Source organism: Acetohalobium arabaticum DSM 5501, assembly GCF_000144695.1.
In the GTDB taxonomy this organism is placed as follows: Bacteria; Bacillota; Halanaerobiia; order Halobacteroidales; family Acetohalobiaceae; genus Acetohalobium; species Acetohalobium arabaticum.
The window spans coordinates 804,256-830,456 of record NC_014378.1; the positions used below are offsets into that span (position 1 = coordinate 804,256).

At 36.7% G+C, this 26,201-nt stretch carries 22 protein-coding genes, 1 pseudogene and 1 riboswitch; all 23 genes and pseudogenes read left to right on the forward strand.

Annotation, left to right across the window (positions count from 1 at the left end):
* Nucleotide 1 precedes the first annotated feature (1 nt).
* The 23 genes and pseudogenes from acear_RS03965 to thiC (acear_RS04070) all read left to right on the forward strand — a co-directional run bounded on the left by acear_RS03965 (nucleotide 2) and on the right by thiC (acear_RS04070) (nucleotide 26,184).
* Complete coding sequence (locus tag acear_RS03965; protein ID WP_013277721.1) at nucleotides 2-598, forward strand: LysO family transporter; 597 nt, start codon at nucleotides 2-4, stop codon at nucleotides 596-598.
* Nucleotides 599-1,533: 935 nt separating this feature from the next.
* A pseudogene (locus acear_RS12305) lies at nucleotides 1,534-1,671 on the forward strand (division/cell wall cluster transcriptional repressor MraZ); the annotation flags it as partial.
* A gap of 35 nt (nucleotides 1,672-1,706) precedes the next feature.
* Nucleotides 1,707-2,642, forward strand: coding sequence for a 16S rRNA (cytosine(1402)-N(4))-methyltransferase RsmH (gene rsmH / locus acear_RS03970; protein ID WP_013277724.1), 936 nt, complete (start codon nucleotides 1,707-1,709; stop codon nucleotides 2,640-2,642).
* A gap of 23 nt (nucleotides 2,643-2,665) precedes the next feature.
* Nucleotides 2,666-3,193: a septum formation initiator family protein gene (locus tag acear_RS03975; RefSeq protein WP_013277725.1), complete on the forward strand. Its 528-nt coding sequence runs from the start codon at nucleotides 2,666-2,668 to the stop codon at nucleotides 3,191-3,193.
* 57 nt (nucleotides 3,194-3,250) lie between these two features.
* Entirely contained in the window at nucleotides 3,251-5,332 is a 2,082-nt protein-coding gene (locus acear_RS03980) for a stage V sporulation protein D (protein ID WP_013277726.1), read from the forward strand.
* A 63-nt stretch (nucleotides 5,333-5,395) separates the two neighbouring features.
* Nucleotides 5,396-6,886, forward strand: a complete 1,491-nt coding sequence (locus acear_RS03985) for a UDP-N-acetylmuramoyl-L-alanyl-D-glutamate--2,6-diaminopimelate ligase (RefSeq protein WP_013277727.1) — start codon at nucleotides 5,396-5,398, stop codon at nucleotides 6,884-6,886.
* A gap of 1 nt (nucleotide 6,887) precedes the next feature.
* Nucleotides 6,888-8,285 (forward strand): UDP-N-acetylmuramoyl-tripeptide--D-alanyl-D-alanine ligase, encoded by a 1,398-nt coding sequence (locus acear_RS03990; RefSeq protein ID WP_013277728.1) that lies wholly within the window; start codon nucleotides 6,888-6,890, stop codon nucleotides 8,283-8,285.
* Nucleotides 8,286-8,301: 16 nt separating this feature from the next.
* Nucleotides 8,302-9,264, forward strand: coding sequence for a phospho-N-acetylmuramoyl-pentapeptide-transferase (gene mraY / locus acear_RS03995; protein WP_013277729.1), 963 nt, complete (start codon nucleotides 8,302-8,304; stop codon nucleotides 9,262-9,264).
* A gap of 24 nt (nucleotides 9,265-9,288) precedes the next feature.
* Nucleotides 9,289-10,653 carry a UDP-N-acetylmuramoyl-L-alanine--D-glutamate ligase gene (gene murD / locus acear_RS04000; RefSeq protein ID WP_013277730.1) on the forward strand — a complete coding sequence of 455 codons (1,365 nt, stop codon included), beginning with the start codon at nucleotides 9,289-9,291 and terminating at the stop codon, nucleotides 10,651-10,653.
* 1 nt (nucleotide 10,654) lies between these two features.
* A complete protein-coding gene (gene ftsW / locus acear_RS04005; RefSeq protein ID WP_013277731.1) occupies nucleotides 10,655-11,740 on the forward strand; it encodes a putative lipid II flippase FtsW in 1,086 nt (361 codons plus the stop codon).
* A gap of 14 nt (nucleotides 11,741-11,754) precedes the next feature.
* Nucleotides 11,755-12,861, forward strand: a complete 1,107-nt coding sequence (gene murG / locus acear_RS04010; RefSeq protein ID WP_013277732.1) for an undecaprenyldiphospho-muramoylpentapeptide beta-N-acetylglucosaminyltransferase — start codon at nucleotides 11,755-11,757, stop codon at nucleotides 12,859-12,861.
* A gap of 138 nt (nucleotides 12,862-12,999) precedes the next feature.
* Complete coding sequence (gene murC / locus acear_RS04015) at nucleotides 13,000-14,409, forward strand: UDP-N-acetylmuramate--L-alanine ligase (protein ID WP_013277733.1); 1,410 nt, start codon at nucleotides 13,000-13,002, stop codon at nucleotides 14,407-14,409.
* Nucleotides 14,410-14,412: 3 nt separating this feature from the next.
* Complete coding sequence (gene murB, locus acear_RS04020; protein WP_013277734.1) at nucleotides 14,413-15,318, forward strand: UDP-N-acetylmuramate dehydrogenase; 906 nt, start codon at nucleotides 14,413-14,415, stop codon at nucleotides 15,316-15,318.
* A gap of 15 nt (nucleotides 15,319-15,333) precedes the next feature.
* Nucleotides 15,334-16,599, forward strand: coding sequence for a UDP-N-acetylglucosamine 1-carboxyvinyltransferase (murA, locus tag acear_RS04025; RefSeq protein ID WP_013277735.1), 1,266 nt, complete (start codon nucleotides 15,334-15,336; stop codon nucleotides 16,597-16,599).
* Nucleotides 16,592-17,527 carry a D-alanine--D-alanine ligase family protein gene (locus acear_RS04030; RefSeq protein WP_013277736.1) on the forward strand — a complete coding sequence of 312 codons (936 nt, stop codon included), beginning with the start codon at nucleotides 16,592-16,594 and terminating at the stop codon, nucleotides 17,525-17,527. The genes murA and acear_RS04030 overlap by 8 nt, the downstream gene beginning before the upstream one ends.
* Nucleotides 17,528-17,615: 88 nt before the next feature.
* Nucleotides 17,616-18,317: a cell division protein FtsQ/DivIB gene (locus tag acear_RS04035; RefSeq protein WP_013277737.1), complete on the forward strand. Its 702-nt coding sequence runs from the start codon at nucleotides 17,616-17,618 to the stop codon at nucleotides 18,315-18,317.
* A 230-nt stretch (nucleotides 18,318-18,547) separates the two neighbouring features.
* Nucleotides 18,548-19,834, forward strand: coding sequence for a cell division protein FtsA (gene ftsA / locus acear_RS04040; RefSeq protein WP_013277738.1), 1,287 nt, complete (start codon nucleotides 18,548-18,550; stop codon nucleotides 19,832-19,834).
* Between the two features lie 43 nt (nucleotides 19,835-19,877).
* On the forward strand, nucleotides 19,878-20,975 hold the full coding sequence (ftsZ, locus tag acear_RS04045; protein ID WP_013277739.1) for a cell division protein FtsZ: 1,098 nt from the start codon (nucleotides 19,878-19,880) through the stop codon (nucleotides 20,973-20,975).
* Nucleotides 20,976-21,189: 214 nt separating this feature from the next.
* Nucleotides 21,190-22,107, forward strand: coding sequence for a sigma-E processing peptidase SpoIIGA (gene spoIIGA / locus acear_RS04050; protein ID WP_013277740.1), 918 nt, complete (start codon nucleotides 21,190-21,192; stop codon nucleotides 22,105-22,107).
* 2 nt (nucleotides 22,108-22,109) lie between these two features.
* The gene (sigE, locus tag acear_RS04055; protein WP_013277741.1) at nucleotides 22,110-22,853 is read left to right on the forward strand and encodes an RNA polymerase sporulation sigma factor SigE; all 744 of its coding nucleotides are present in this window, start codon (nucleotides 22,110-22,112) and stop codon (nucleotides 22,851-22,853) included.
* A 24-nt stretch (nucleotides 22,854-22,877) separates the two neighbouring features.
* Nucleotides 22,878-23,183 carry a hypothetical protein gene (locus tag acear_RS04060; RefSeq protein WP_013277742.1) on the forward strand — a complete coding sequence of 102 codons (306 nt, stop codon included), beginning with the start codon at nucleotides 22,878-22,880 and terminating at the stop codon, nucleotides 23,181-23,183.
* A 73-nt stretch (nucleotides 23,184-23,256) separates the two neighbouring features.
* Nucleotides 23,257-23,506: riboswitch (cobalamin riboswitch) on the forward strand.
* A gap of 90 nt (nucleotides 23,507-23,596) precedes the next feature.
* Nucleotides 23,597-24,877, forward strand: a complete 1,281-nt coding sequence (gene thiC / locus acear_RS04065) for a phosphomethylpyrimidine synthase ThiC (RefSeq protein WP_013277743.1) — start codon at nucleotides 23,597-23,599, stop codon at nucleotides 24,875-24,877.
* Between the two features lie 29 nt (nucleotides 24,878-24,906).
* Nucleotides 24,907-26,184, forward strand: a complete 1,278-nt coding sequence (gene thiC / locus acear_RS04070; protein ID WP_013277744.1) for a phosphomethylpyrimidine synthase ThiC — start codon at nucleotides 24,907-24,909, stop codon at nucleotides 26,182-26,184.
* The last annotated feature ends 17 nt before the right edge of the window (nucleotides 26,185-26,201 follow it).

The following is a 26,201-nucleotide window of genomic DNA, read 5'->3' on the forward strand; positions in this document are numbered from 1 at the left end:
GATGACTATTTTGATCATTTTATCAGTGGTTGGCGGTATTTTAGCTGGACAATTTTTCTTACCTCAGCAGATAGCTAGTATATTAGATCAAACAACTATGTACTTTTTAGCTCTATTATTATTAGGGATTGGAATTGATATTGGTCAGAAGAAAGAAGTAATTACTAAAATAAAAAAGATGGGATGGAGAATTATCTTAGTTCCTTTAATGATAGGGGTTGGTAGTATAATAGGGGCTATTTTAAGCGGTTGGCTACTGGCATTACCACTAAATGAATCAAGTGCTATAGGAGCTGGATTTGGCTGGTATAGTTTGTCCGGAGTATTGATAACGGAGATTTATGATGTGCAAATAGGTAGTTTAGCTTTTTTGACTAATGTATTTCGGGAATTATTAGCAGTTATTTTAATACCTATATTAGCTAAAAGGAAAACTAGTTTGACTTTAATTGCTCCTGGAGGAGCAACTACTATGGATACTACTTTACCTTTAATTGTCAAGAGTTCTACCTCTAAATTAGGGATCATTGCTTTTATTAGTGGTGCAGTATTATCTTTTTTAGTACCAGTTTTAGTTCCATTATTAATTAAATTATAAATCTTAATCTTAATAAACTTACCTTTTTAATATTCCTTTAATCCATTTAAGAAAACTCGGTAATTTAAATCCTCCGCCCCATGACTTTAAGTCATCTTCTTCATTTTTAGACCAAGCAAAGAAGAAGTCAATCTTCATCTTTCTCCCCTCCTTATTTTACTTCCATTTATTAATTATCATATGTATGATAAATGAAATAGTGCAGGATGTTAATAACTTTTTATATTTAGGATAAGATAATAACATATAGCTTTCTAATTAAATTTTTATGTTAGATATTGATGACATATTATTGATATATTGTTGCAGTTTAGAGTTGATATCTTGCAAACGTTTACCGTTCGTTTGAGATATTGCAGATTATAGTCAACAAATCTCTTACGCTTGCCATTCGCTCGACGTCCTGTCTCACTCACTCTCAAAAAAGAACTTTCCGCCATAGCCAGCATACAAACCAATGACTGGCTATGGGAGTAACCTTTAGAGCTAAATATGGTAGTATTGAGCAAATCTAAAGGACTAAGAACAAAAAGAAATTATTCTACAACCTCCATGGCTCCAAGTTCTTTTTAAGAGTCGCTCCAGAGAAATGTTGACTATTTGTAGTTCAATATATTCTATTATCAATAGTCAATATGTGTCCAGAGCGACTCTTAAAACTGGTCCGGAACCACGGACGGTGGAGGGCCAGTTTTTGACAGTGAGCGAAACAGGATGTTGAGCGAACGGCAAGCGGCGGATACATATTGACTATCACTGCAATATCTTGAAAGTGACACATAATATCAATATTGCAGCAGTTAATAATTAATATTTTCCCCAAAATTAAAAGGGTTTTATATGTTAGCCTAGAATATTTAAATAATGTAGTGGTAGATTGTGGGGAGAAGTGGAGTGATTGTGGTTAATCTGATTAAATAAAGCAGGGATTTAGTATGTTAATGGGTGAGTATGTACATGCAATGGATAAAAAAGGACGAGTAATTATTCCCTCTAAGTTTCGAAAGGAGCTGGGGAATAAATTTGTAGTAACCCGTGGATTGGATGAGTGTCTCTTCATTTATCCTATGGTAGGAATATAATATAAAATATTGGATTAGGTGATAAAATGGATTTTGAACATATACCGGTTTTATTGACAGAAACGATTGAATTATTGGATTGTAAAGAAGACGGCATTTATGTTGACTGTACAGTAGGAGGCGGAGGACATGCTGTAGAAATTGCAGATAAGCTTACGACAGACGGTACTTTAATTGGTATTGATCAAGATTTAGCAGCCATTGAAGCTGCTAAAGAGTCTCTGTCTAATGCTGAATGTAAGGTGGAGTTAGTTAGGGATAATTATAAAAATATCGATAGAGTTTTGAATAGATTCGGAATAGATTCTGTTGATGGATTATTATTTGATTTAGGGTTTTCATCCCATCAGATTGATACTGCTCAACGAGGATTTAGTTACCAATATGAAGCGCCATTAGATATGCGAATGGATCAACGAGCTTCTAGGACTGCTGCTGATTTAGTAAATGATTTATCCCAATCAGAACTAACAGATATTATTGCTGAGTATGGAGAAGAAAAATGGGCAAGTAGAATTGCAGAATTTATAGTTAGGTACCGTCAAGATAAGCCGTTTAAATTAACTACGGAGTTAGTAGAAACAATTAAAGCGGCAATTCCTGCTGGTGCTAGACGAAGCGGCCCTCATCCGGCTAAACGGACATTCCAGGCATTAAGAATTGCAGTTAATAATGAGTTAGAAGTTTTAACAAAAACTTTAGATAAGATAGTACCTTTATTAAAGTCAGGTGGAAGAATGGCATTTATTACTTTTCATTCTTTAGAAGATCGAATTGTTAAGCATAAGTTTAAAGAGTTAGCCCAAGACTGTATCTGTCCGCCGGATTTTCCGGTCTGTGCTTGTGATGAAGAAGCAGAGGTGGAAATTATTACTAAAAAACCTATAACTGCTCAGCAAAAGGAAATAGATGATAATCCGAGAGCTAGGAGCGCAAAGTTAAGAGCAGCAGAAAAACTTTGATTTAGTTCTAAAGTGAGGGGTAGGTGAATAAAGTGATAGTAGTAGAAAAGAAAACAAAAGATTATAAAAAAATAAATTCTACTGCTAGTAATAAAGAAAAGCAGCAGAGACAGCAAAAAAGTAGTAATAATAATAAGTCTGATAGTATTTTGATATATATGATTATCGGTATTTTAATTACTTTAATTACAGTTATATTTAGTATTTTATATATTAATAAGTATGTTGAACTGAGTAAAATTAATTTAAAGATTAATCAAGTAGAAAAAGAAATTGAAACTTTGACTGCTAAGAAGCAGAAATTGAAATTAAAAATTTCTCAAAATAAATCTCTAAGCCGGGTAGAGAAAGTAGCTAAGAATGAATTAGGAATGATAAAAGCAGAAGATATAGAGTATATCGCTATGGGTCAACAGGAAATGTCTAACATTAAAAATAAGCCGTCAGTTGATTCTACAGTTAACAGATTTAGGTTAAGTAGGTTAAGCCGTAAAGTCATTAGTTGGTTACAGGGACTTACTGAAGTGGAGGCTGGAACCTTGGAAGAATAGAGTTAATGTAGGGCAAAAGTTTTGGCCCCTAGGGATTATTAGTGAAGGGGGATTTATATGGGGGAATCTAAACTACAAGTAAGAAAAAGAATTCTAATTCTTTTTCTTATTGTAGTTTTTGTTATGTTAGGAATTATTTTGCGATTGGCCTGGATACAGATTTTTAATAATGAATTGTATCAATCAAAGGCTTTAAATCAGCGATTAAGAAAGTTGAAAGTTGAACCTAGGCGTGGAATTATCTATGATAAAAATGGGGAAGAGCTGGCAATCAGCGGTAGTTCACAGACAGTAGTTGCTGTTCCGGCTGAAATTGAAGATCCGAGTAAAGTAGCTGATAAATTAACATTGATTTTGGATATGGAACGTAGTGAAATCTATAAAAAGATTACTAAGTCGGCTTATGCTGTTTATTTAGAACGCAAAATTTCAGAAAAGAAGGCTGCACAGATTAAATCTCTTGACTTATCGGGTATTACTTTTACTGAAGAAACTAAGCGCTTTTATCCTAAAGGAGATTTAGCAGCCCATATTTTAGGTTTTGCTGGGATTGATAATCAAGGGCTTAACGGAATAGAATTGGCTTATGATCAGGTTTTACGGGGAGAGCCGGGACGAATAATGATTGAAAAGGATGCTACTGGACGAATGATGCCGCGGGGGGTAGAGCAGTATTTAGATCCTACGGATGGCAATAATCTCTATCTTACTATTGACCATGTAGTCCAATATATTGCTGAACGGGAATTAGAGAAAGCTTTGCGGGGCAATGAGGCAGAAGGCGGTACAATTATTGTAATGAATCCTCAGACTGGTGGAGTTTTAGCTTTAGCTAATAGACCTACTTATAATCCTAATCATTTTGCTAAATACTCACCAGGACGATGGCGAAACAGTGCTATCTCTGATTCTTATGAGCCGGGGTCTACTTTTAAAATTGTTACTATGTCGGCTGCATTAGAGGAAGGAGTCGTTAACCTTGAAGATCAATTTTTCGATCCTGGTTATATTAAAGTAGAAGGTGAACGAATTAAATGCTGGAAGAATGGAGGCCATGGCAAGCAGACTTTTGCTGAAGTAGTAGCTAATTCATGTAATCCTGGATTTGTGCAGATAGGACAGAGAGTAGGTAAAGAAGATTTTTATCAGTATGTTAAAGCATTTGGCTTTGGGCAGAAGACTGATATTAATCTACCTGGTGAAGCAGACGGTTTAGTCTATGATTATGATGATATAGGACCGGTGGAATTGGCTACTATGTCTTTTGGGCATGGTATTTCGGTAACACCGATGCAGTTAATTACGGCTGTTTCAGCAGTGGCTAGTGATGGAGTGCTTTTAAACCCCAGGTTAGTGGATAGAATAGAGAATGAGGAAGGAGAGGTAATCAAGGATTTTAAATCTAAAGAAATCCGGAAGGTGGTTTCTGAAGAAACTGCTAAAACAACCCGAGATTTATTAGAAGGAGTAGTAACTGATGGTTCAGGAGAAAAGGCTCAGGTTAAAGGATATAGAATTGGTGGCAAGACAGGGACTGCTAAACATTACGGAGTTCAGTCCTATGATTCATCTTTTATTGGAATGCTTCCAATAGATAATCCCCAGCTTGTGGTTTTGGTAGTAATGAAAGGAGTTTCGAGTTATCCTTATTATGGTTCACAGGTAGCTGCACCTTTATTCCATGATGTAGTTAAAGATACAGTACGTTATTTAGGAATCCCCCCTACTGAAAGGGAAGAAGTAAGAGATAGAGAACAAGAGGATTCTAAAGAAGTTGAAGTGCCGAATTTAATTAATTATTCCTTTGCTGAAGGCCAGTCTAAATTACGACAGTTAGGTTTAAATTCTAAATTTGAAGGTAGCGGTGATCAGATAGCAGATCAGATTCCTAAGCCGGGGGCTATGATTAGAAAAGGAAGTACAGTAATTTTCTTTTCGGATGATGCTTTGGATCATCGAAGCCGTTATGATATTACTGTTCCCAACTTAGAAGGAGAGAGTTTAAAGGAAGCAAGATCACTTTTATCTGAATTAGAACTGAAGTTAGAAGGGGAAGGTAAGGGAACAATTACTTCACAACAGCCTAAACCGGGTACAAGGATTGAATCTGGCGATACAATTAAAGTAAAATTAAATTAATCAGTAATAAAGCAGGCGAGGTTTAAAATAATATATACTAAATGGGTTAAGGAGGAAAGATAAGTGAAAAACTTAAACGAAGTAGTAACTGATCTGAAGATTGGAGTTTTACAAGGAGATTTAGATAGTAGAATTGCAGGTATAGCCTATGACTCTAGAAATGTAGAAACTGATTATTTATTTGTCTGCATTGAAGGCTTTACAGATGATGGGCATAATTATATAGAAGAAGCTATCGATTCAGGGGCTACAGCTTTGTTAGTTGAGAAAGAAGTAGAAGTAGATAGTGAAGTTACAGTTATTAAAACGGATGATACACGGCTAGGGTTAGCTGAAGTTAGTGCTGCTTTTTATGATTATCCGTCTCGGGAGTTAAAAGTGGTTGGAGTTACCGGAACTAATGGTAAGACTACTAACACATATTTAATTGAGTCTATTCTCAAAAAGGCTGGATATAAATTAGGGCTGATCGGAACTATAAAGAATAAAGTCAGTGATCAAACGTTTGATTCACAAAGAACAACTCCAGAAGCTTTGGATATAAATAAATTACTGGCTCAGATGATCGATAAAGGAGTTACCCATGTAGTAATGGAGGTTTCTTCCCATGCCTTGGACTTAAATCGGGTGGCTAAGATTGATTTTGATGTGGCTATCTTTACCAATATTACTCAGGATCATCTGGATTTCCATGATTCCTTCAGTGAATATTTAGCAGCCAAGAAGAAGTTATTTTCCAGTCTTAAGGATAGCAGTGAAAAAACAGCTATAATCAATATTGATGATCCGCATAGTGATGAATTTTTGGAAGCAGCTAACAGTAAAGTTCTTACCTACGGTATTGAAAAGGATGCTAATTTAAAGGCTAAGGATATTACTATCAGTCCTACAGGTGTGGAGTTTGGCTTGGAGAGTACGATAGGAGAGATGGAGCTAGATTTAAATATAACCGGTTTATTTAATGTCTATAACACTTTATCGGCTATTGGTGCTGGATTGAGCTTAGGTGTTGATTTAGATGAGATAAAGGCTGGGTTAGAGGAAATTCAGGGTATAGCTGGCAGATTTGAAATTATTGAAGAGGCTCAAGACTTTGGAGTGATTGTGGATTATGCTCATACTCCGGATAGCCTGCGCAATATTTTAGAGACAGCTCATGATTTTGTAGAGGGCAGAATTATTGTTGTCTTTGGCTGTGGTGGAGACCGGGATAAGGATAAGAGGCCTATTATGGGACAGGTAGCTGTTGAATTGGGTGATTTTGCTGTTGTTACTTCTGATAATCCACGTAGTGAAGAACCAGCAGAGATTATTGCTGATATTGAGGTAGGTATCAAAGAAAAAGATAAAATTAAAGGAGAAGATTGTGATTATATAATTATTGAAGATAGAGCTGAAGCTATAAATTATGGAATTGAATCAGCTCAACCTGATGATTTAGTCTTTATAGTGGGCAAAGGCCATGAAACATATCAAACCTTTAAAGATAAAACTATTCCTTTTGATGACCGAGAAGTAGCTCGTAGGTCTTTAGCTAAAATTAGAGGTGAATAGAATGGAGATTATGACAGTTGATGATTTTATTTCAGAAATAGATGGTAGATTGATTAGCGGTAATCTGAAGGAAGAGATTAAGCAGATATCTATTGACTCTAGAACAATTAACAGCGGAGAACTATTCTTTGCTATTAAAGGGGACAGATTTGACGGCCATGATTTTGTTATGGATGCTCTTAGAGCGGAAGCTGTAGGAGCGGTAGTTGATAATGAACAGGTTGAGAGATATAATAATGTTGATTCGGATGAAGTCATAATTGGAGTAGAGGATACTACTCGGGCGCTACAGGATTTAGCAGAGTATTATCGCAGTTTATTTGATATTCCAGTTATTGGAATAACTGGAAGTACTGGAAAAACTACGACTAAAGATTTAGTAGCTTCTGTATTGGAGACTAAATTTAAAACGTTGAAGACAGAAGGCAACTACAATAATGAATTTGGGTTGCCTTTAACTCTATTTAGATTAGATTCTACTTATGAAGCAGTAGTGGTAGAACTGGCTATGAGAGGGTTAGGTGATATCAAAACTCTATGTCAGATTGCACAGCCTCAGATTGGAGTTGTAACTAATGTAGGTTTAACCCATCTGGAGTGTTTAGGAAGTCAAGAGAATATAGCTAAGGCTAAAAGTGAATTAGTAGAGAACCTACCCCCGACAGGAACTGCTATTTTAAATGGGGATGATAAATATGTACGTCAGATGGCAGATGAAACTAAGGCTGAGATCTTATATTACGGACGGGAAAGTGGAAATAATCTGCAGGCTAGTAGAGTAGATAATTTAGGAGAGGCTGGTTTAAAGTTTAGAGTAAGTCGGCAGCTAGAGGAATTTACAATAGACTTACCTTTAGCTGGAGAATATAATGTTTATAATGCTTTAGCAGCTGTTGGGGTGGGATTAAAGCTTGGATTGAATATAAATGAGATCCAACAGGGATTAGCTGAACCAGATTTAACGGGGATGAGAGGGGAAATTAAAGAACTTAAAGATGATATTACTCTTATCAATGATGCCTATAATGCCAATCCTACATCAATGGAGGCGGGATTGGATTTATTGGTAGATATAGGTACTGATAAGGGAGGTTTGATTGCTGTTTTAGGTGATATGCTGGAGTTGGGTTCTGCTGCTGAAGAGGCCCACCGCCAAATAGGTAAGAAAGTTATTAACAAGAAAATAGATTATCTTTTAACAGTGGGAGATTTAGCTTCTTTAATTGGACAAGAAGCTAAAAAGTTAGGAATGGATAGCAGTAGGATATTTATCTGTGATGATAATCAAGAAATCAACCGGCAGTTGTTGCAGTTAATTAAGCCAGATGATACAATTTTACTTAAAGGATCAAGAGGTATGAAGCTAGAAGAAGTAGAAAAAGCACTACTCGGAGACTGAAGGAGGGGCTAGAATATTGATTAACTTAATATATGCTGCAGCTACTGCTTTCATTATTACTTTATTGATTGGTCCAGTAATGATTAGCTTATTGCGGAGATTAAAATTTGGGCAGAATATTAGAGAAGTAGGTCCTAGACGGCATTTTGAAAAGAGTGGAACTCCAACTATGGGTGGAGTTATTATTTTAGTATCTACTGTAGTTCCAGTTCTATTATTTACTGATATTACTCCAAAATTATTTTGGGCTTTATTTGTGACCTTGAGCTATGGCTGTTTAGGGCTGTTGGATGATTCAATTAAGATTGTAGCTGATCGTTCATTAGGACTGCGGGCTATGCATAAATTATTGATACAGATTTTAATTGGTGGTCTACTTGGCTATAATGTTTTATATAATCTTAATATTAGTTCAGAACTTATAATTCCTTATCTGGGAACAGTAATAGATTTAGGGATTTATTTTATTCCGTTTGTAATTTTAGTGGTAGTAGGAACCTCGAATGCTGTTAATTTAACTGATGGTCTTGATGGTTTAGCAGCCGGGGTGACTATTATAGTGGCCATTACTTATACAGTGATTAATTTAAAATTCGGTAATTATGATTTAGCTATCTTCACTACTTCAATTGTAGGTGCCTGTTTAGGTTTTGCCTGGTTTAATAGTTATCCAGCTCAGGTGTTTATGGGTGATACTGGTTCTTTGGCTTTAGGAGGAGCAATTGCAGTAGCCGCTGTTTTAACTCAAACTGAATTATTTTTAGTAATTATCGGTGGTGTTTATGTAATAGAAGCTTTATCAGTAATGATTCAAGTTATTTACTTTAAATTGACTGGTGGAAAACGGATCTTTAAGATGAGTCCGCTGCATCATCATTTTGAATTGAAAGGCTGGAAAGAGACTAAGGTTGTAATTCGCTTCTGGATTGTAGCAGCTATTCTATCATTAGTAGGCTTATTAGGTTTACAAGGGATTTAATAAAAAAAGCAAGGTGGTATTGAGATGAATTTAGCAGATAAAAAAGTAGTAGTTATTGGCTTAGGTAAAAGAACAGGGGTAGCTGCAGCAGAATTTTTAGTTAAACAGAAAGCAGAAGTTGTAGTTAGTGATATCAAATCGGCTGATGAATTGCAGAATGAATTAGGAGAGTTGGCTGATTATGAAATAGATTTTGACTTAGGCGGCCACAGCAGCAAGGTGACTGATAATACTGACTTAATAGTTGTTAGTCCGGGAGTGCCCAGTGATATTCCAATCTTAGAAAAAGCTCAGAGTCTGGGGATTCCGGTTATCAGTGAAATAGAGTTGGCCTACCATTTTTGTTCAGCACCTATTATGGCTATTACTGGAACTAACGGTAAAACAACAACTACTACCTTAACTGGTGAGATCTTTACTGTTGCTCAAGAAGAAGTAAAGATTCGAGGAAATATTGGTTACCCTTTGATTGAGGATATAACTTCGCTAACTGATAAGGGAGTAGTAGTTGCTGAAATTAGTTCTTTCCAGTTGGAGAATATTAGAGATTTCAGACCTAAAATTAGTCTTATTTTAAATTTAACTCCGGACCACTTAAATCGTCACGGTACCTTTGAAGATTATATAGCAGCAAAAAAGAAGATATTTATTAATCAAACAGAGAGTGATTATACAGTTTTAAATTATGATGATGAATTAACCAGAGGTCTAGCAGATGAGACTGGAGGAGAGGTTATCTATTTTAGTCAACAGAGTAGACTGAATCATGGAATTTATGCAGCAGAAGGAAAGATAATTAATAATTTAACTGCTGATAATGAACCATTAATTCAGATAGATGAGACTGGAATTAAGGGACCACATAATTTAGAGAATGCCTTAGGGGCGGTAGTAATTGCATTACTTAGGGGAATTGATGTGAAAATAATTCGGAAAGTGCTACAGGAGTTTAGCGGAATAGAACATCGGATTGAAGAAGTAGCAACAATAGAAGGAATAAAGTATATTAATGATTCTAAGGCTACCAATCCAGCAGCGGCAATTAAGGCTTTAGAGACTTTTTCTGCTCCTATAACCTTAATTGCTGGCGGAATGGATAAGAAGGCTGAACTTACAGATTTTGCTTTTAAGATAGAAGAGAATGTTCAGAATCTAATTCTGTTAGGAGAAACAGCAGAAAAAATTGAGGAATCAGTTACAGAATTTAGATTTAGTAATATTAAACAGGTTGATTCTATTAGTGAAGCAGTAAAGGAGGCTGAAGAAGTGAGCGTTAAAGGAAGTATAGTTTTATTAGCTCCTGGCTGTGCTAGTTGGGATATGTTTGGAAGTTATAAAGAAAGGGGTAATAGATTTAAAAAAGAAGTAATGGAGTTAAGGAGGAAGTAGAATGGAGAAGACAAAACCCCCTGATTTAATTATCTTTTTTACAATGATAACTTTATTGGGAATTGGAATTGTAATGGTATTTAGTTCTACTTCAATCCGTGCTTATGCTAATTATGGTGATAGCTTTTATTTTCTCAAAAAACAGTTTATCTGGTCAATAATTGGGATTGGAGCTATGATCTTTTTTATGACTATAAATTACAATTTATACAAGAATTTGGCTAGACTAGGTATTATGATCAGTGTTGGTCTCTTAGTTGCAGTTTTAATCTTTGGTAAAGTAGTAGGAGGTTCACAGCGCTGGTTGAACCTCGGTTTTATGCGGATGCAGCCTTCGGAAATTATTAAGTTATCTATTGTTATCTATATGGCCAGATATCTATCGATTAAACAGAATCAATTGGATGATTTTTTGCATGGGTTAGGACCGCCATTATTCATTTTGGCATTAATCTGTGGTTTAATTCTTCTACAGCCGGATTTAGGTACAACAGTAGCCATTGGCGGTACAGTAATGGTAATGTTTGTAGCGGCTGGAGTTAGATTTAAACATTTGGCTTGGCTGGCTTCGGTTGGTTTGTTAGGGGTTATTTATCTAATTCTTAGTGCACCATATCGGATGCAGAGATTTTTAGCCTTTCTCGATCCCTGGAAGGACCCACTAGATTCAGGCTTTCATATTATCCAGTCGCTTTATGCTCTAGGTTCGGGAGGTTTATTTGGAGTCGGGATTGGTCAGAGCAAGCAGAAATTCTTTTATCTGCCTGAACCAGGAACTGACTTTATCTTTGCTATTATTGGTGAGGAGTTAGGATTTTTAGGCGCAGTGGTGGTAGTATTATTATTCTTTCTTTTTGCCTGGAGAGGGTTACGAATAGCAGCAGAAGCTCCTGATGTCTTCAGTAGTTTACTGGCGGTAGGAATTACTACTATGATTACTCTGCAAGCAGTAATTAATATTGGAGTAGTAACCGGTTCAATGCCGGTTACTGGAATGACACTGCCCTTTATCAGTTATGGAGGATCTTCATTGGTTATTATGTTATCAGGAGTAGGAGTTTTATTGAATATATCGCGCCATGTTTAATTAGGAGTGATTAAATGAAAGCTATTATTACTGGCGGAGGCACTGGCGGTCATATTTATCCTGGATTGGCTATTGCTCGCAATATTGAAGCGGAATATGAAAATCCAGAGATATTATTTGTAGGTAATGCTGAAGGATTGGAAGCAGAGATTGTTCCTCAGGCTGGCTATGAGCTAAAGACTGTTCCTTGTCAGGGTCTGCCGCGAGAATTATCGATAAAGATTTTGGAAAGCTTAATTTTAACCGGATTAGGAGTCTGGAAAGCAAGAGAGATAATTACTTCTTTCCAGCCGGATATAGTGATTGGAACCGGCGGTTATGTCAGCGGTCCAGTAGTATTAGCAGCTGCTTTAATGGGCAAGAAGACAATCATACAAGAACAGAATGCTTATCCTGGATTGACCAATAGATTACTTGCCTATCTGGTAGATAAAGTTATGTTGAGCCATCAGGATGCTGAGGATTACTTTACTAGTCGGGCTGACTTTATCTGGACTGGAAATCCGATTCGACCGGAAATTATGACGGCTAGAAAGGAAGCAAGCTGTAACAAGTTAGGATTGGATAGTAAGCGGAAAATTATTCTAAGTTTTGGCGGTAGCCGGGGGGCTAGAAGTATAAATCAGGCTATGGAAGAAGTTTATAGGTTAGCTCAGAGAAATTCTCAGCTACAGATTCTACATATAACCGGCAAGAATGAGTTCGACCGGGTCCAAGAGGTTGCTGCCAAGCTGGGTATAACTGAGCTAGATACAGGAAATATTATTATTAAACCTTATCTTTATGATATGGCAGCTGGATTAGCAGCGGCTGATTTAGTTATTTCCCGGGCAGGTGCTACAGGATTAGCTGAGATAACTGCCCGGGGTATTCCGGCTATTCTAATTCCTTATCCGCATGCTGCTGAAAACCATCAGGTGCATAATGCCCGTGCTTTAGAAAAAGAGGGAGCAGCTAAAGTGATTTTGGACCAGAATTTAACAGGAAAAAGGCTGGTAGAAGAAGTTAAAAACTTAATCTTTACTGATAAGAAATTAGAAAGAATGGCTCGAGCCAGTAAAAGATTAGGTAAGCCGCAGGCAGGAGCCAATATACTTCAATTAGTTAAAGAGTTAGTTTGATTTTTAATCTGCTCTGGGATATAGTAAATTAAATTGGTTTATTATAAATCTGGACAAGTCTAATTTAACGTTTTAATGAATTGCTGCATATTATACCATATGTGATGAGGATAGATAAAAAAGGAGTTGAAAAAGATTATGGAGGATGAGGCCCGGATTCATTTAATCGGTATTGGTGGCATCGGGATGAGCGGTATTGCCAATCTTTTACTTGATTTAGGATATGAAGTAAGCGGTTCGGATATAAAGGAGTCAGATATTGTTACTGATTTACAGCAGAAAGGAGCTAAAGTAAGTATTGGCCATCAGGCTTCCAACATAGAAGGGGCAGATGAAGTTGTTCTTTCTTCGGCAATTCCTGAAGATAATCCGGAATTGGTTAAAGCTAAAAAAGAGGGGTTACCTATTTTGAAAAGGGCTGAGATGGTTGGAAAATTAATGTCCAAACAGCAGGGGATATCCATTTCGGGAACCCACGGTAAAACAACAACAACTGCAATGGCGGCTACAGTTTTGGAAAAGAATAGTCTGGATTCGACAATATTAGTAGGCGGTAAATTAGATTTAATATCTGGCAGTAATGCTAAATTAGGTACTGGTGATTATTTTATAACAGAAGCTGATGAAAGTGACGGTTCTTTATTATTCATGGATCCTAAGATAGGTGTAGTTACTAATATTGAAGCTGATCATCTGGATTATTATGAATCCTGTAGTGAAATAATAGATACCTTCAGTAAATTTTTAAATAGTCTGCCGTCTGATGGAGTAGGAATAGTTTCGTTGGATGATAATGAAATAAGAGACATGGTTGACAGAGTAGATACCGATCTAATAACCTATGGCTTAAATAATAAAGCAGAAATAATGGCTAAAGATATTGAACTGCAGGAGTTCGGTTCGAAGTCTGTTATTTATCGTTATCAAGATAGATTAGGTGAATTAAAGCTTAATGTACCCGGAAAACATAATCTTTCTAATGCTTTAGCTGTTATTGGAATCGGATTACATATCGGTTTAGAATTTTCAAAAATTGCTGAAGCGCTAAAGGATTTTACCGGAGTAAAACGCCGATTTGAAAAACTGGGTAAGTATCGTGGAGCTGTTTTAGTTGATGATTATGCCCATCATCCAACGGAACTGGAGGCTACTTTAGCAGCAGCCAATAATATGGATTTTGAACGAATAATTGCTGTCTTTCAGCCGCACCGATATACACGGACTAAGTTTCTGTTAGAAGAGTTCAGCCTGGCTTTTGGTGATGCTGATGAAGTGATTATTACCGATATCTATGCCAGCGGTGAAGAACCGATTCCGGGAGTAAAAGCAGAGAAGATTGCTGAATTGATTAACCAACGTGTATTCCAGAAGGCCAAATTCATTGCTGAACTTGATAAAGTTTATGATTATCTAAAGGACCGTATTGGAGCTGGAGACTTAGTTCTAACTTTAGGAGCAGGTGATGTCTGGAAAGTAGGAGATAGATTAGCTTCTAATCGGGTAGAGACTATTGTAAATAGTCCTGAGGAATTAACAATGGAGGTTTAAGCTATGAAAGAATCAATTAAACAGGAATTAAAGTCGAAGGTTAAGGGGAAGATAAGCTTTGAGGAATCATTAAAGAATCATACCTCTTTTCAAGTGGGCGGGCCTGCTGAAGTCTTGATTATTCCTCAGGATATTGATGATTTACAGCAGCTTATGGTCTATTTAAATAGAACCGGAGTTGAACATACAGTAATCGGCAACGGGACTAATTTATTGGTATCTGACCAGGGAATTTCAGGAGTAGTGATTAAATTAGTTGGCGGAATAGATGGGGTTGAAATTCAGAAGCAAAGAATTACTGCCGGCGGAGGAGCATCACTACCAGTAGTTGCTAAACAGGCTGCTAAGGTAGGATTAAGCGGGTTGGAATTTGCCTCTGGACTGCCGGCAACAGTAGGAGGAGCTACAGTGATGAATGCTGGTCTTAAGAGTTTAAATCATATTAGTAAAGTTATAGATAAAGTGCGAGTAGTTTCTTCTACTGGAGAATTACAGATATTTGATTCTAGTGAATGTGAGTTTGGATATAGACAGAGTAGATTTCAGTTAGCAGATTCAGTTATAGTTGGAGTAGAGATGATACTTAAGCCTAAACCTAAAGAAAAAATCCAATCTAAAATGGAAGAATTGATTGCTAAACGTAAGAAGAGTCAGCCGCTTAAGATGCCTAATGCTGGATGTATTTTTAAGAATCCTAGTTCTGCTTCAGCAGGGAGATTAATTGATGAAGCAGGCGGCAAAGGAATGCAGATTGGAGGCGCTGTAGTTTCTTCTAAACATGCTAATTTTATTGTAAATAAAGATAATGCAACAGCTCAAGATATAATGGATTTGATCGATGAAGTGAAGACTTTAGTTAAGGAGGAGTATGGTTTAGAATTGGTGTGTGAGGTGCAGATTATTTCTTGATAGGAGGTGAAATTGATGTCTAGTTTTATAGTTGAAGGCGGTAATCGTTTAACTGGTGAAGTAGAGATTAGTGGGGCTAAGAATGCAGTGCTTCCTATTTTAGCCGGGACTGCGTTATCGTCGGGGGAAAATTCTATTCATCAAGTTCCTAAGCTGCGTGATGTACGAGTGATGAAAGAGGTTTTAGAAAGCTTAGGAGCTGAAGTTAGCCAAGAAGATGATGTTATTACTGTTAATTCACGGTTAATAGATTCCTGTGAGATTGCTGAAGCATTAATGCGTAAGATGCGGGCAACTGTTTTCTTAATGGGACCGCTGTTGGCTCGATTTAACCAGGTCCGTATTTCTCAACCAGGCGGCTGTAGTATTGGTCCGCGGCCGATTGATCTACATATCAAAGGCTTAAAGGCATTAGGAGCTAAATTTACAGAGGGGCATGGATATTTAGAAGTAAAGGCTGATAAGTTAGTTGGAGCAGATATTCATCTTGATTTTCCCAGTGTTGGAGCAACGGAAAATATTATGATGGCTGCGACTAAGGCTAAAGGAACTACTGTTCTTAGGAATGCTGCTAAGGAACCGGAAATTATAGATTTGCAGAATTTTCTAAACTGTATGGGAGCTGAAATTCGGGGTGCTGGAACGGATATGATTAAGATAAAAGGGGTTGAAAAATTACAGTCAATTAATTATACAGTGATTCCGGATCGAATTGAAACGGGTACTTTTATGGTGGCTGCTGCAATAACTAATGGTGAAGTCTTGCTACAGAATGTGATTCCGGAACATATAGAACCTGTAATTGCTAAATTAATCGAGGCAGGCGTGGAGATTAAGTATGATCAGGATCAGATTAAGGTAACCGGAGTTCCGAAAGTAAAGGCTGTTGATGTTAAGACTCTGCCTTATCCTGGATTTCCAACAGATATGCAGCCCCAATTTATGGCTCTGTTATCAGTGGCTGAAGGTACCAGTGTAATTACTGAGACTATCTTCGAGAATAGATTTAAGCATGCTGATGAATTAAGGAGAATGGGAGCAGATATAAAGATAGAAAGCAGATCTGCTATTATCGAAGGGATTGATAATCTATCAGGAACAGTTGTAGAAGCAAGTGATCTTAGGGCTGGAGCAGCTTTGGTATTAGCAGGATTAGTAGCAGAAAATAAAACTGAAATCAAAGATATATATCATATTGATCGTGGTTATGAAGACTTGGAAGAGAAGATAGATAGATTAGGCGGTCAGATTAGTCGGGTAAAGGAGGAGCCTAATGAATAAGAGAGTAGCTGTTATCCGAGGTGGTAGATCTAAGGAGCGGGACATTTCTTTAAAGACGGGTAAAGCTGTTTATGAGGCTTTAGAGACAGAAGGAGTAGATGTTATAGCTTTAGATCCTGAGGAGGAAAATTTTTATCAACAATTAACAACTGAAGAGATAGATGTAGCATTTATTGCTCTTCATGGAAGATATGGAGAAGATGGTACAATTCAAGGCTTATTTGAGATGATGGATATTCCCTATACAGGATCTGGAGTTTTAGCCAGTTCACTGGCTATGGATAAGATAATTTCAAAAAAATTATTCCAACAGGAAGGAGTTTTGACTCCAGAATTCAAAGTCATAAGTAGGAATAATTGGGATCAACAGGCTGAAAAGTTATTAACAGAATTAAAGATTGAACTGGATCTTCCGGTAGTAGTTAAACCGGCTTTAGAAGGTTCGAGTCTAGGTCTATCAATTATAAAAAAGAGAGAAAACTTAGCAACAGCAGTTGATACAGCCTTTGAATATGATAATGAAGTCTTAGTTGAAAAGTATATTGCAGGAAAAGAGATTACTATAGGAATTTTAGGCAATCAAGATTTATCAGTATTACCGATAATAGAGATTAAGCCTAAAACAGGGGCTTATGATTTCGAAGCTAAATATACTAAAGGGATGACAGAATTTGTTATTCCAGCCCAATTAGAAGAAGAAATTTATAATCAAGCTCAAAAGATAGCTAATAAAGCCTATCGAGTTTTAAAGTGTTCAGGAATGGCTAGAGCTGATTTGATTGTTTCTAAAGAAGGTAAACCTTATGTATTGGAGGTTAATACTATTCCTGGAATGACCGAGACTAGTCTTTTGCCACAGGCTGCACAGGCAGCAGGTATTGACTTTCCGGAGTTAGTACTTGAAATTTTGGAATATGCTGTGAAATGATTCTATATTCAGTGCCAAAAGGCGTAGAAGTTTTAGGTTCTACGCCTTTTGGCACTTTATAAGGATTTAGTATAGGAGAGTGAATTTAGTGGACCGAAAGGACTATTTTATTTTATCTTTGAGTTTAGTTATAATTATAGCGGTATTAACCTTTATTAATTCAAATTTTTTCTCTTTAAGTAGTGTAGTTGTTAGTGGCAATAAAGTTTTAACAAATAGGGAAATAATTCAGGCTGCTGGTTTAAATAAAGAGGAGAACATATTTCAGATAGATTTTGAAGATATAAGTGCTAAATTAATGGAAAAGCATCAGATTAAAGGAGTGGTGTTAAAAAGGAAACTACCTTCTACAGTAAAGATTAAACTGGATGAGCGAAGACCATTATTGGCTGTTTTGAGCAATAATAAATATTTATTACTCAATAAAAATGGTTGGATATTAACTAAAATTGAAAAGCTATCTAACGTCACTTATCCGATTTTAAAAGATGTGGAAGTAAATACAATAAATAATAAAGTTAAGTTAACTGAACATCTACAGACTAGTCTACAATATTTAACTGGGGTCGATAGAAAGATTTTAAATCGGATAGATAGTATAGAGTTTGATACAAAGGATAATGTTATCTTTCAGCTTGAATCAGGAATAGTTAAATTTGGACAGCCTCTTAAAATAGATTATAAGATAAAACTGTTTAATCAGATTTATCATGACTTAAAGGAAAAAAGAAAAAAGTTAGAGTATATTAATTTAAAATATTATAAAAATCCAGTCGTTAGACTGGAATAGAGAGGCTTTTTAATAAAAAACTGCTATAAAAAAAGGAAATTAATTATTTATGTTGAAAATAGCACAATAAAGGTAGTCGGAATTATATACCTTAGTATCTATTTTTAATACATAGTTTAGCTAGAAATAATTAAATATTTTGATGATGCTGAGCAAATAACTTTATTTGATATAGAAATTAAGTTATTGTTTAAGTAAAGGTTGATTATTTTTAGAGAGGAGGACATTCAGTGTCACAACGAAGAATTATAACCGGCTTGGATATAGGGACTACAAAAATATGTGCTATCATAGCTGAAGTCAATGATAATGAAATTTTGGATATAATCGGAATCGGAACTAGTCCTTCTGTAGGTCTTCGTAAGGGAGTAGTTGTTGATATTGATGATACTGTTAGCTCAATAGAATCAGCAATTGAGAAGGCAGAACGGATGGCTGGAATTGAGGTAGATTCTGTTTATGTGGGAATAGCTGGTTCTCATATTTCTTCTATGAATAGTCAGGGAGTAGTGGCTATTACTGGTGAGGATAAAGAAATTACTCAAGAAGATATTGATAGAGTAATTGAAGCTTCACAGATTGTAGCTATTCCTCCTGAACGCGAGATTCTGCATGTTCTGCCGCGGGGTTTTGTAATAGATGGATGCCAGAAGGTAAAGCACCCTCGGGGGATGTCGGGAGTAAGATTAAAGGTTGAGACTCATATTGTAACCGGCTCTATAACTTCAATCGAAAATTTGGTAAAAAGCGTGAATAAATTGGGGATAGATGTTGAAGATGTAGTTTTAGAACCACTAGCAGCCAGCGAATCAGTGCTTTCTAATAGTGAAAAAGAATTAGGGGTTGTATTAGTAGATATCGGCGGTGGAACTACTGATGTTGCTATCTTTAAAGAAGGGAGCATCTGGTATACTGCTGTTTTACCTGTGGGAGGAGACCATATAACCAATGATATTGCTGTTGGGCTCAGGACTCCGATTAAGAATGCTGAAAAGATTAAAATTAAAGATGGAAGTGCGTTAGCTGATGAAGTAAGTGAAAAGGAAAAGATTGATGTTTTGACTACCAGCGGCAAAGAAACTAAAACTGTTTCTCGTAAATTACTCTGTGAAATTATTGAGCCTAGAATTGATGAAATATTTAGTTTGGTTCAGCAAGAGATTTACGAGTCAGGCTATGATGGCTTGATTCCAGCCGGTTTAGTGGTTACTGGAGGAGCTTCATTAATGCCGTTGATTCCAGAACTGGCATCGGAAAAATTGGACTTGCCAGTAAGGCGGGGAATTCCTGATAAGATAGATGATTTAGCTAATTTTGTGGATGATAATATCTATTCTGTTGGTAATGAAGAAGTCAATATTTCTGAAGACAGTACTGCTATTTTTGCTACAGGAGTTGGGTTAGTCTGTTATGGAAATCAGCAGGAGCATGAATCTCCTCTTACTTCTCAAAAAGAAGGTAAGGGAATGGGGAATATATTAAATAAAGTTAAAGACTGGTTTGATGGTACTTTTTAATTTTTATTATTTGATAAATTAGATTAAGAAAGGGGTAGTGGCTATGTTTGAATTCTGTGCTGAAACAGATCAGTTTGCTGATATAAAAGTAGTTGGAGTTGGCGGCGGTGGTAATAATGCTATTAACCGGATGATTGAATCCCAGCTTAAAGGAGTAGAATTTGTAGCTATTAATACTGATGCTCAGGCTTTAGTTTCATCTGCGGCTAATAGTACAGTTCAAATAGGCGAAAAGTTAACTGAAGGATTAGGTGCTGGTGCTAATCCTGAATTAGGACAGAAAGCTGCTGAAGAGAGTCGAGAAATGATTGCTGAAACCTTGAAGGGAGCAGATATGGTCTTTATTACTGCCGGTATGGGCGGCGGTACCGGGACTGGAGCAGCTCCTGTTGTAGCGGAAGTAGCTAAAGAATTAGGGGCTTTGACAGTAGCAGTTGTAACAAAGCCTTTTACTGTTGAAGGTAGAAAACGGATGGAAAAGGCTGAGTATGGTGTAGATAACTTAAAGGAGAAGGTCGATACCTTAATTGTTATTCCGAATGATAGACTGCTGGAAACAGTAGAAAAGCAGACATCTTTGATGGAGGCATTTGAAGTTGCTGATGATGTTTTACGTCAGGGAGTTCAAGGAATTTCCGATTTAATTACCATTACTGGTTTGATTAATCTAGATTTTGCTGATGTAAAAACAATTATGACTGATGCTGGTTCGGCTTTAATGGGCATTGGAGATGCCGAAGGTGAAGATAGAGCAGCTGAGGCAGCTAGACAGGCAATTGCTTCTCCATTACTAGAAGCTTCTATTGAAGGAGCTAAAGGAGTATTATTAAATATTACTGGCGGTGTAGACCTAGGTCTGCATGAAGCTAACGAAGCAGCTAAAACTGTATCAGAGGTAGCTGATGCTAATGCTAATATTATTCTAGGAGCAGTGGTGGATGAAGACTTAGAAAAAGAAGTAAAGGTAACTGTTATTGCTACAGGTTTTGATGAAACCGAAGAACAAGAGGTACAGGTAGAAGAAAGTAAACCTGATGTTGATACAAATGATGAAAAATCCGGTAGGGATCTCGATAATATCGAATCCTTTGCTAATGATGATTTAGATATACCGGCTTTTTTACGCCAAAAAGAAGGATAAATTATTACATCTCGATTTCCCAGTATGGGAGATCGGGATTTTTTATTTTCACAAATAATGACAAGGAAGTCATTCAAATGACAAAGGAGTAATCAAAAATATAAATAATTATAATTTTGCCTATCAACTAAAAATAATTCACAAAAATAAAATTAATGATAAGAAGGTAATTTTTTCTTATTAATTTAATATATATATATAGAGGAGAAGATGAATGGAATTAACAATTTATCTTGATCTGTTAATCATAATAAATTTACTTATGAATTATTTATTACTATGGACTACTGGTAGATTGATAAAGATTGATTATAAGATATGGAGATTAATATTAAGTGCATTTGTTGGGACATTATATACTATTTTGATTCTATTTCCCCAATGGCAGTTTTGTAATAATATAGTTACCTACTTTTTTATTTCCATTTTAATGGTCTGTCTTGCTTACTGGCCTTTATGGTGGAAGCGTCTGCTGAAGGCCTTAGGCTATTTCTATTTAATGACCTTTTTGACTGCTGGAGTATTGATGGCAGGATATAATCTAAATCTGCAGTCTCAATTCAGAGAAGTAACCAATAGCTTTAATCTTTCGCTGCAGGATAGCTGGATATTATTATTAGGTGCCTTAGTATTAGGATTATTAGGCAAATTCGGCTGGAGTATATTCCAAAGAAGGGTTCCCGCAGAGAGTGCAATAATACCATTAGTTATTATATTTGAAGGAAAAAAATTGGAACTGGAGGCCTTAATTGATACCGGAAACCGATTATGCGATCCATTGACGGAAGCGCCAGTAATTATTGTAGAATTAAATTCATTATTGACTGTTCTACCTCAAGAGATTGAAGAAATCTTTAGTAATTATGATCTGGCATTGAATAGAGAGGAGATAGCGACTGATATAGGTAATACAGCCTGGGCCAATCGGTTTAGATTAATTCCTTTTTCAGCCATTGGGAGCCAACGAGAATTATTAATTGGTTTGAAACCGGATGAAGTCAGATTTAATTTTAAAGATGAAATATTTATAACTGATCAGGTAATTGTGGGAGTGGAAGATCAGGAATTTAATCAGATAGAAGACTATACTGCTCTTATGAATCCAGAATTATTTGATAAGGAGGGGGGGTAAGTTTGTTAGCATTAGCGCAAAAATTAAAATTATCTTTTAGAATTCAATTTGTAAAGTTATTGCAGAAACTGGGGTTAGATGTAAATAGAAAGATCTTCTATGTAGGAAGCAGTGAGGCATTACCGCCGCCACTGTCGAATGAAGAAGAAAGTTATCTACTTTCTAAGCTAAAAGAGGGAGACAAAGCTGTACGCAGTGTTTTAATTGAACGTAATCTAAGGTTGGTAGTTTATATAGCACGTAAATTTGAGAATACCGGCATAGATATTGAGGATTTAGTATCTATAGGTACTATTGGGTTAATCAAAGCTGTGAATACTTTTGATGTCAGTAAAAGAATTAAATTAGCTACTTATGCTTCTCGATGTATTGAGAACGAAATTTTAATGTATCTACGCCGCAATAATAAGAAAAAATCAGAAATTTCCTTTGATGAACCGCTTAATATCGATTGGGATGGAAATGAGCTTAAATTATCTGATGTATTAGGAACTGATATGGACCTAATTTACCAGTATATAGAAGAGGATGTAGATAGAGAATTATTACTCCAGGCTATGGAAGTTTTAACTGATAGAGAGAGAAAGATTATGATTTTGAGATTCGGTCTAGGAGAAGATAGAGAAGAGATGACTCAAAAGGAGGTAGCAGATATTTTAGGAATTTCTCAATCATATATTTCTAGATTAGAGAAAAGAATTATTAAGAAGTTGCAGCAGGAGATTTCTAAAATGCAGTTGGAATAGAGGATGAATTAGGGGGCGGATAATTTGAAGATATCCAGTGACCAGATATGGACTACTACAGAGATAATGCGTGATTTATTTTCTATGCCTGATAGATTAATCTATAATATGCCGGAGCGAGAAAGATATAATAGAATACATAAATATTTATATCAGCGAGTAAAAGAGGAGAAAGCTACATCAGTAGGCAGGTCAGAAGTTAATAGTCAGGAATGTTATGGGTTTAATTTCCATAATGAACTGTATATGATACCTATTAAATTTCTAGTTGAATCAGAAGGAGAAAAAGAGAATATATCTTCTAGTGGAAAGAAGGTGATTTCTTTATAAATTAAAAAAATCTTTTTCCAAGCAGGATTTTCTTAGTCTATATTGAAATAATAATATAGAGAAAATTTTAAAAGCGAATATATCTTGAATGGGTGATCTATCAGTTGGGGAGAAAAGCTCACTAATTGATAGATTTAAAAGGGAAGTCTGCATGAGGAGAATCTAGGCTGTGAAGTTGAGGATTTCTTGTGACAGCGCGGTCCCGCCACTGTAAACAACATAGACTTTCTTGAGTACTGCCACCTGATTATGGTTTAAATAATCGGGGAAGGAAGAAGAAAGGTTGTTGTAGCCAGGAAACCTGCCTATTTAAGTCAGACATGTTAGTCTGGATGATGGTAAAGTCCACGATTTCCTTAAGGGAATCGTGGGCTTTTTCTATTTTAAACTTATATCTTAAGGAGGGAGTAACAGTGACTCAATTAATTAAAGCTAAGTCAGGTAAGATAACTTTTGAGATGGAGCAGATAGCTACAAGGGAAGGAATAGCACCGGAGGTTATTAGAAAAAAGGTAGCAGCAGGAGAGCTTGTGATACCCAAAAATAAGGAGCGTAAAACTAGTTTTAGCCAGGGGTTTGGAGCTGAACTTAAGACTAAAATAAGTACTAGTGTGGGGCTTTATGATAATTATACTGATCTTAAAACAGAGCTGAATAAAGTGGATCTAGCAGTAGAACTTGGTACTGATGCCATAATGGATCTGAGTAAAGATGGAGATATAGATAATATGCGGCGTCAGGTCTTAGATAATACTGAACTGCCGGTAGGTACATTACCGATTTATCAGGCAGCTAAAGAAAGTCAGGAAAAAACAGATTCGATTCTGGATATGACAGTAGATGATATCTTTAACATAGTAGAGAAACAGGCAGCTGATGGAGTTGATTTCATGGGGATTCATGCTGGATTGAAACGGGATATTCTTGATAGATTGAAGTTTGAAGGACGAGTAGAGGGACTAGTCAGCCACGGCGGTCAGATCTTAGCCGGCTGGATGCTACATAATGACTGTGAGAATCCTTTTTATGAACATTATGATCGTCTGTTAGAAATAGCTAAAGAATATGATGTAACTATCAGTTTAGCAGATACCTTTCGGCCAGGAGCAATTGAGGACTCTTTAGACCGAGCACAGGTCCAGGAGTTGATTATTTTAGGAGAATTAGTAGAAGAAGGCTGGAATGAAGGGGTGCAGATGATGGTTAAAGGGCCGGGCCATATTCCTCTAGATCAGATTGAGAGTACAGTTCAGCTGCAGAAAGAGCTCTGTCATGGTGCACCTTACTTTACTTTTGGTCCTTTAGTGACTGACTTGGCTACTGGCTATGATGATATTAATTCTGCTATCGGTGGAGCCCATGCTGCTGCTGCTGGGGCTGATCTTTTATGTTACGTAACACCAGTAGAACATCTTGATTTTCCGACTAAAGAAGATATTCAGCAAGGAGTTATGGCAGCTAAGATTGCAGCTCAAGTGGGAGATTTATCGAAAGGAGATCAAAGAGCTTGGGAGTTAGAAGAAAAGATGGCTCAAGCTAGAAAAGAATTAGATTGGAAAGAGGAGATAGAATTAGCTTTAAATCCTAAACACGCAGAAGAAATCAGAAGTAAAAGGAATCCTGCTGGTAGTGATGGTTGTGCTATGTGTGGAGAGTATTGTGCAATAAAAGTAGTTAATGAATACTTGAATTAATTATTAAATAACAACGAGGAGGTATACTAATGACTCAATTGTCAAAGGCCAAAGAAGGGATTATTACAAACGAAATGGAAGCAGTAGCTGAGAATGAAGGATTGTCACCAGAAGAGATTAGAAGCGGAGTAGCCCAAGGGGAGATTGTGATTCCCAGCAATGTAAATCGGGATAGAATAGATTATATGGGAATCGGCAGTAATTTACAGACAAAGGTTAATGCCAGTATCGGTTCCTCAAAGGATTATCCTGATCCTGAACGGGAGAAGGAGAAGCTGCAGGCGGCTTTAGAAACAGGGGCTGATGCCATTATGGATCTCTCTACTGGCGGTGATATAGATCTAGTGCGGAAGAATACTCTTGAGATTGCTGATGTACCGGTTGGTACAGTTCCGATTTATCAGGCCGGAATTGAGAGTATAGATAAGTATGGATCAGTAGTAGAGATGAAAGAAGAGGATATCTTTACTGAGATTGAACGCCAGGCGGAAGCCGGAGTTGATTTTATGGCTATTCACTGCGGAATGACTCTGGAAGTATTGGAGAGATTAAAGAAGGAAGGTCGGACTACAGATATCGTTAGCCGCGGCGGCGGTTTCTTAACTGGCTGGATGTTACATCATAACCGGGAGAATCCACTATATACAGATTATGATCGAGTATTAGAGATTGCTAAGAAGCATGATGTTACTTTGAGTTTAGGTGATGGAATTAGACCTGGAGCAGTAGTCGATTCCTTAGATCGAGCCCAGATACAGGGACTGTTAGTAACTGGTGAGTTAGTACAGAGAGCAAGAGAAGCTGGAGTCCAAGTTATGGTTGAAGGACCCGGCCATGTTCCGCTAGAGGATATTGATACAACTATCCAGGTCCAGAAGGAGTTATGCCATCAGGCACCGTTCTTCATTTTAGGTATGCTGGTTACTGATTTAGCTGCTGGCTATGATCATATTGTGGCTGCTATTGGTGGAGCCAGATCTACCTGGGCCGGTGCTGATTTTGTCTGTTATGTTACTCCGGCTGAGCATTTGGGACTACCGGCTCCAGAGGATATAGGAGCAGGAGTAACAGCGGCTAAGATTGCTACTCATGCTGGTGATATAGCAAAGTATGGTGAAGAAGTAAAGCAGTTGGACCGCAAGATGGCTGAAGCCAGGATTAAGGATGATTGGCAGGAACAGATTAAGTTAGCTATTAATGAAGATGAAATAGAGGCTAGAAAAGGTGAAGAATTAAGAGATGAGATGAAGGTAATGGATCAAAAGAAAGCAGAGCCAATGGAGATTGTAGATAATTATTTACAATAATTGCAAGGGGATGATGG

Bases quoted from the DNA above. Each gene is read 5' to 3' on its own strand.
- murC (WP_013277733.1), top strand. From the start codon at position 13,000: ATGGAGGATGAGGCCCGGATTCATTTAATCGGTATTGGTGGCATCGGG.
- murA (WP_013277735.1), top strand. From the start codon at position 15,334: ATGTCTAGTTTTATAGTTGAAGGCGGTAATCGTTTAACTGGTGAAGTA.
- acear_RS03980 (WP_013277726.1), top strand. From the start codon at position 3,251: ATGGGGGAATCTAAACTACAAGTAAGAAAAAGAATTCTAATTCTTTTT.
- spoIIGA (WP_013277740.1), top strand. From the start codon at position 21,190: ATGGAATTAACAATTTATCTTGATCTGTTAATCATAATAAATTTACTT.
- ftsW (WP_013277731.1), top strand. From the start codon at position 10,655: ATGGAGAAGACAAAACCCCCTGATTTAATTATCTTTTTTACAATGATA.
- thiC (WP_013277744.1), top strand. From the start codon at position 24,907: ATGACTCAATTGTCAAAGGCCAAAGAAGGGATTATTACAAACGAAATG.
- acear_RS04030 (WP_013277736.1), top strand. From the start codon at position 16,592: ATGAATAAGAGAGTAGCTGTTATCCGAGGTGGTAGATCTAAGGAGCGG.
- murD (WP_013277730.1), top strand. From the start codon at position 9,289: ATGAATTTAGCAGATAAAAAAGTAGTAGTTATTGGCTTAGGTAAAAGA.
- murG (WP_013277732.1), top strand. From the start codon at position 11,755: ATGAAAGCTATTATTACTGGCGGAGGCACTGGCGGTCATATTTATCCT.
- rsmH (WP_013277724.1), top strand. From the start codon at position 1,707: ATGGATTTTGAACATATACCGGTTTTATTGACAGAAACGATTGAATTA.
- ftsZ (WP_013277739.1), top strand. From the start codon at position 19,878: ATGTTTGAATTCTGTGCTGAAACAGATCAGTTTGCTGATATAAAAGTA.
- acear_RS03990 (WP_013277728.1), top strand. From the start codon at position 6,888: ATGGAGATTATGACAGTTGATGATTTTATTTCAGAAATAGATGGTAGA.
- murB (WP_013277734.1), top strand. From the start codon at position 14,413: ATGAAAGAATCAATTAAACAGGAATTAAAGTCGAAGGTTAAGGGGAAG.
- acear_RS03965 (WP_013277721.1), top strand. From the start codon at position 2: ATGACTATTTTGATCATTTTATCAGTGGTTGGCGGTATTTTAGCTGGA.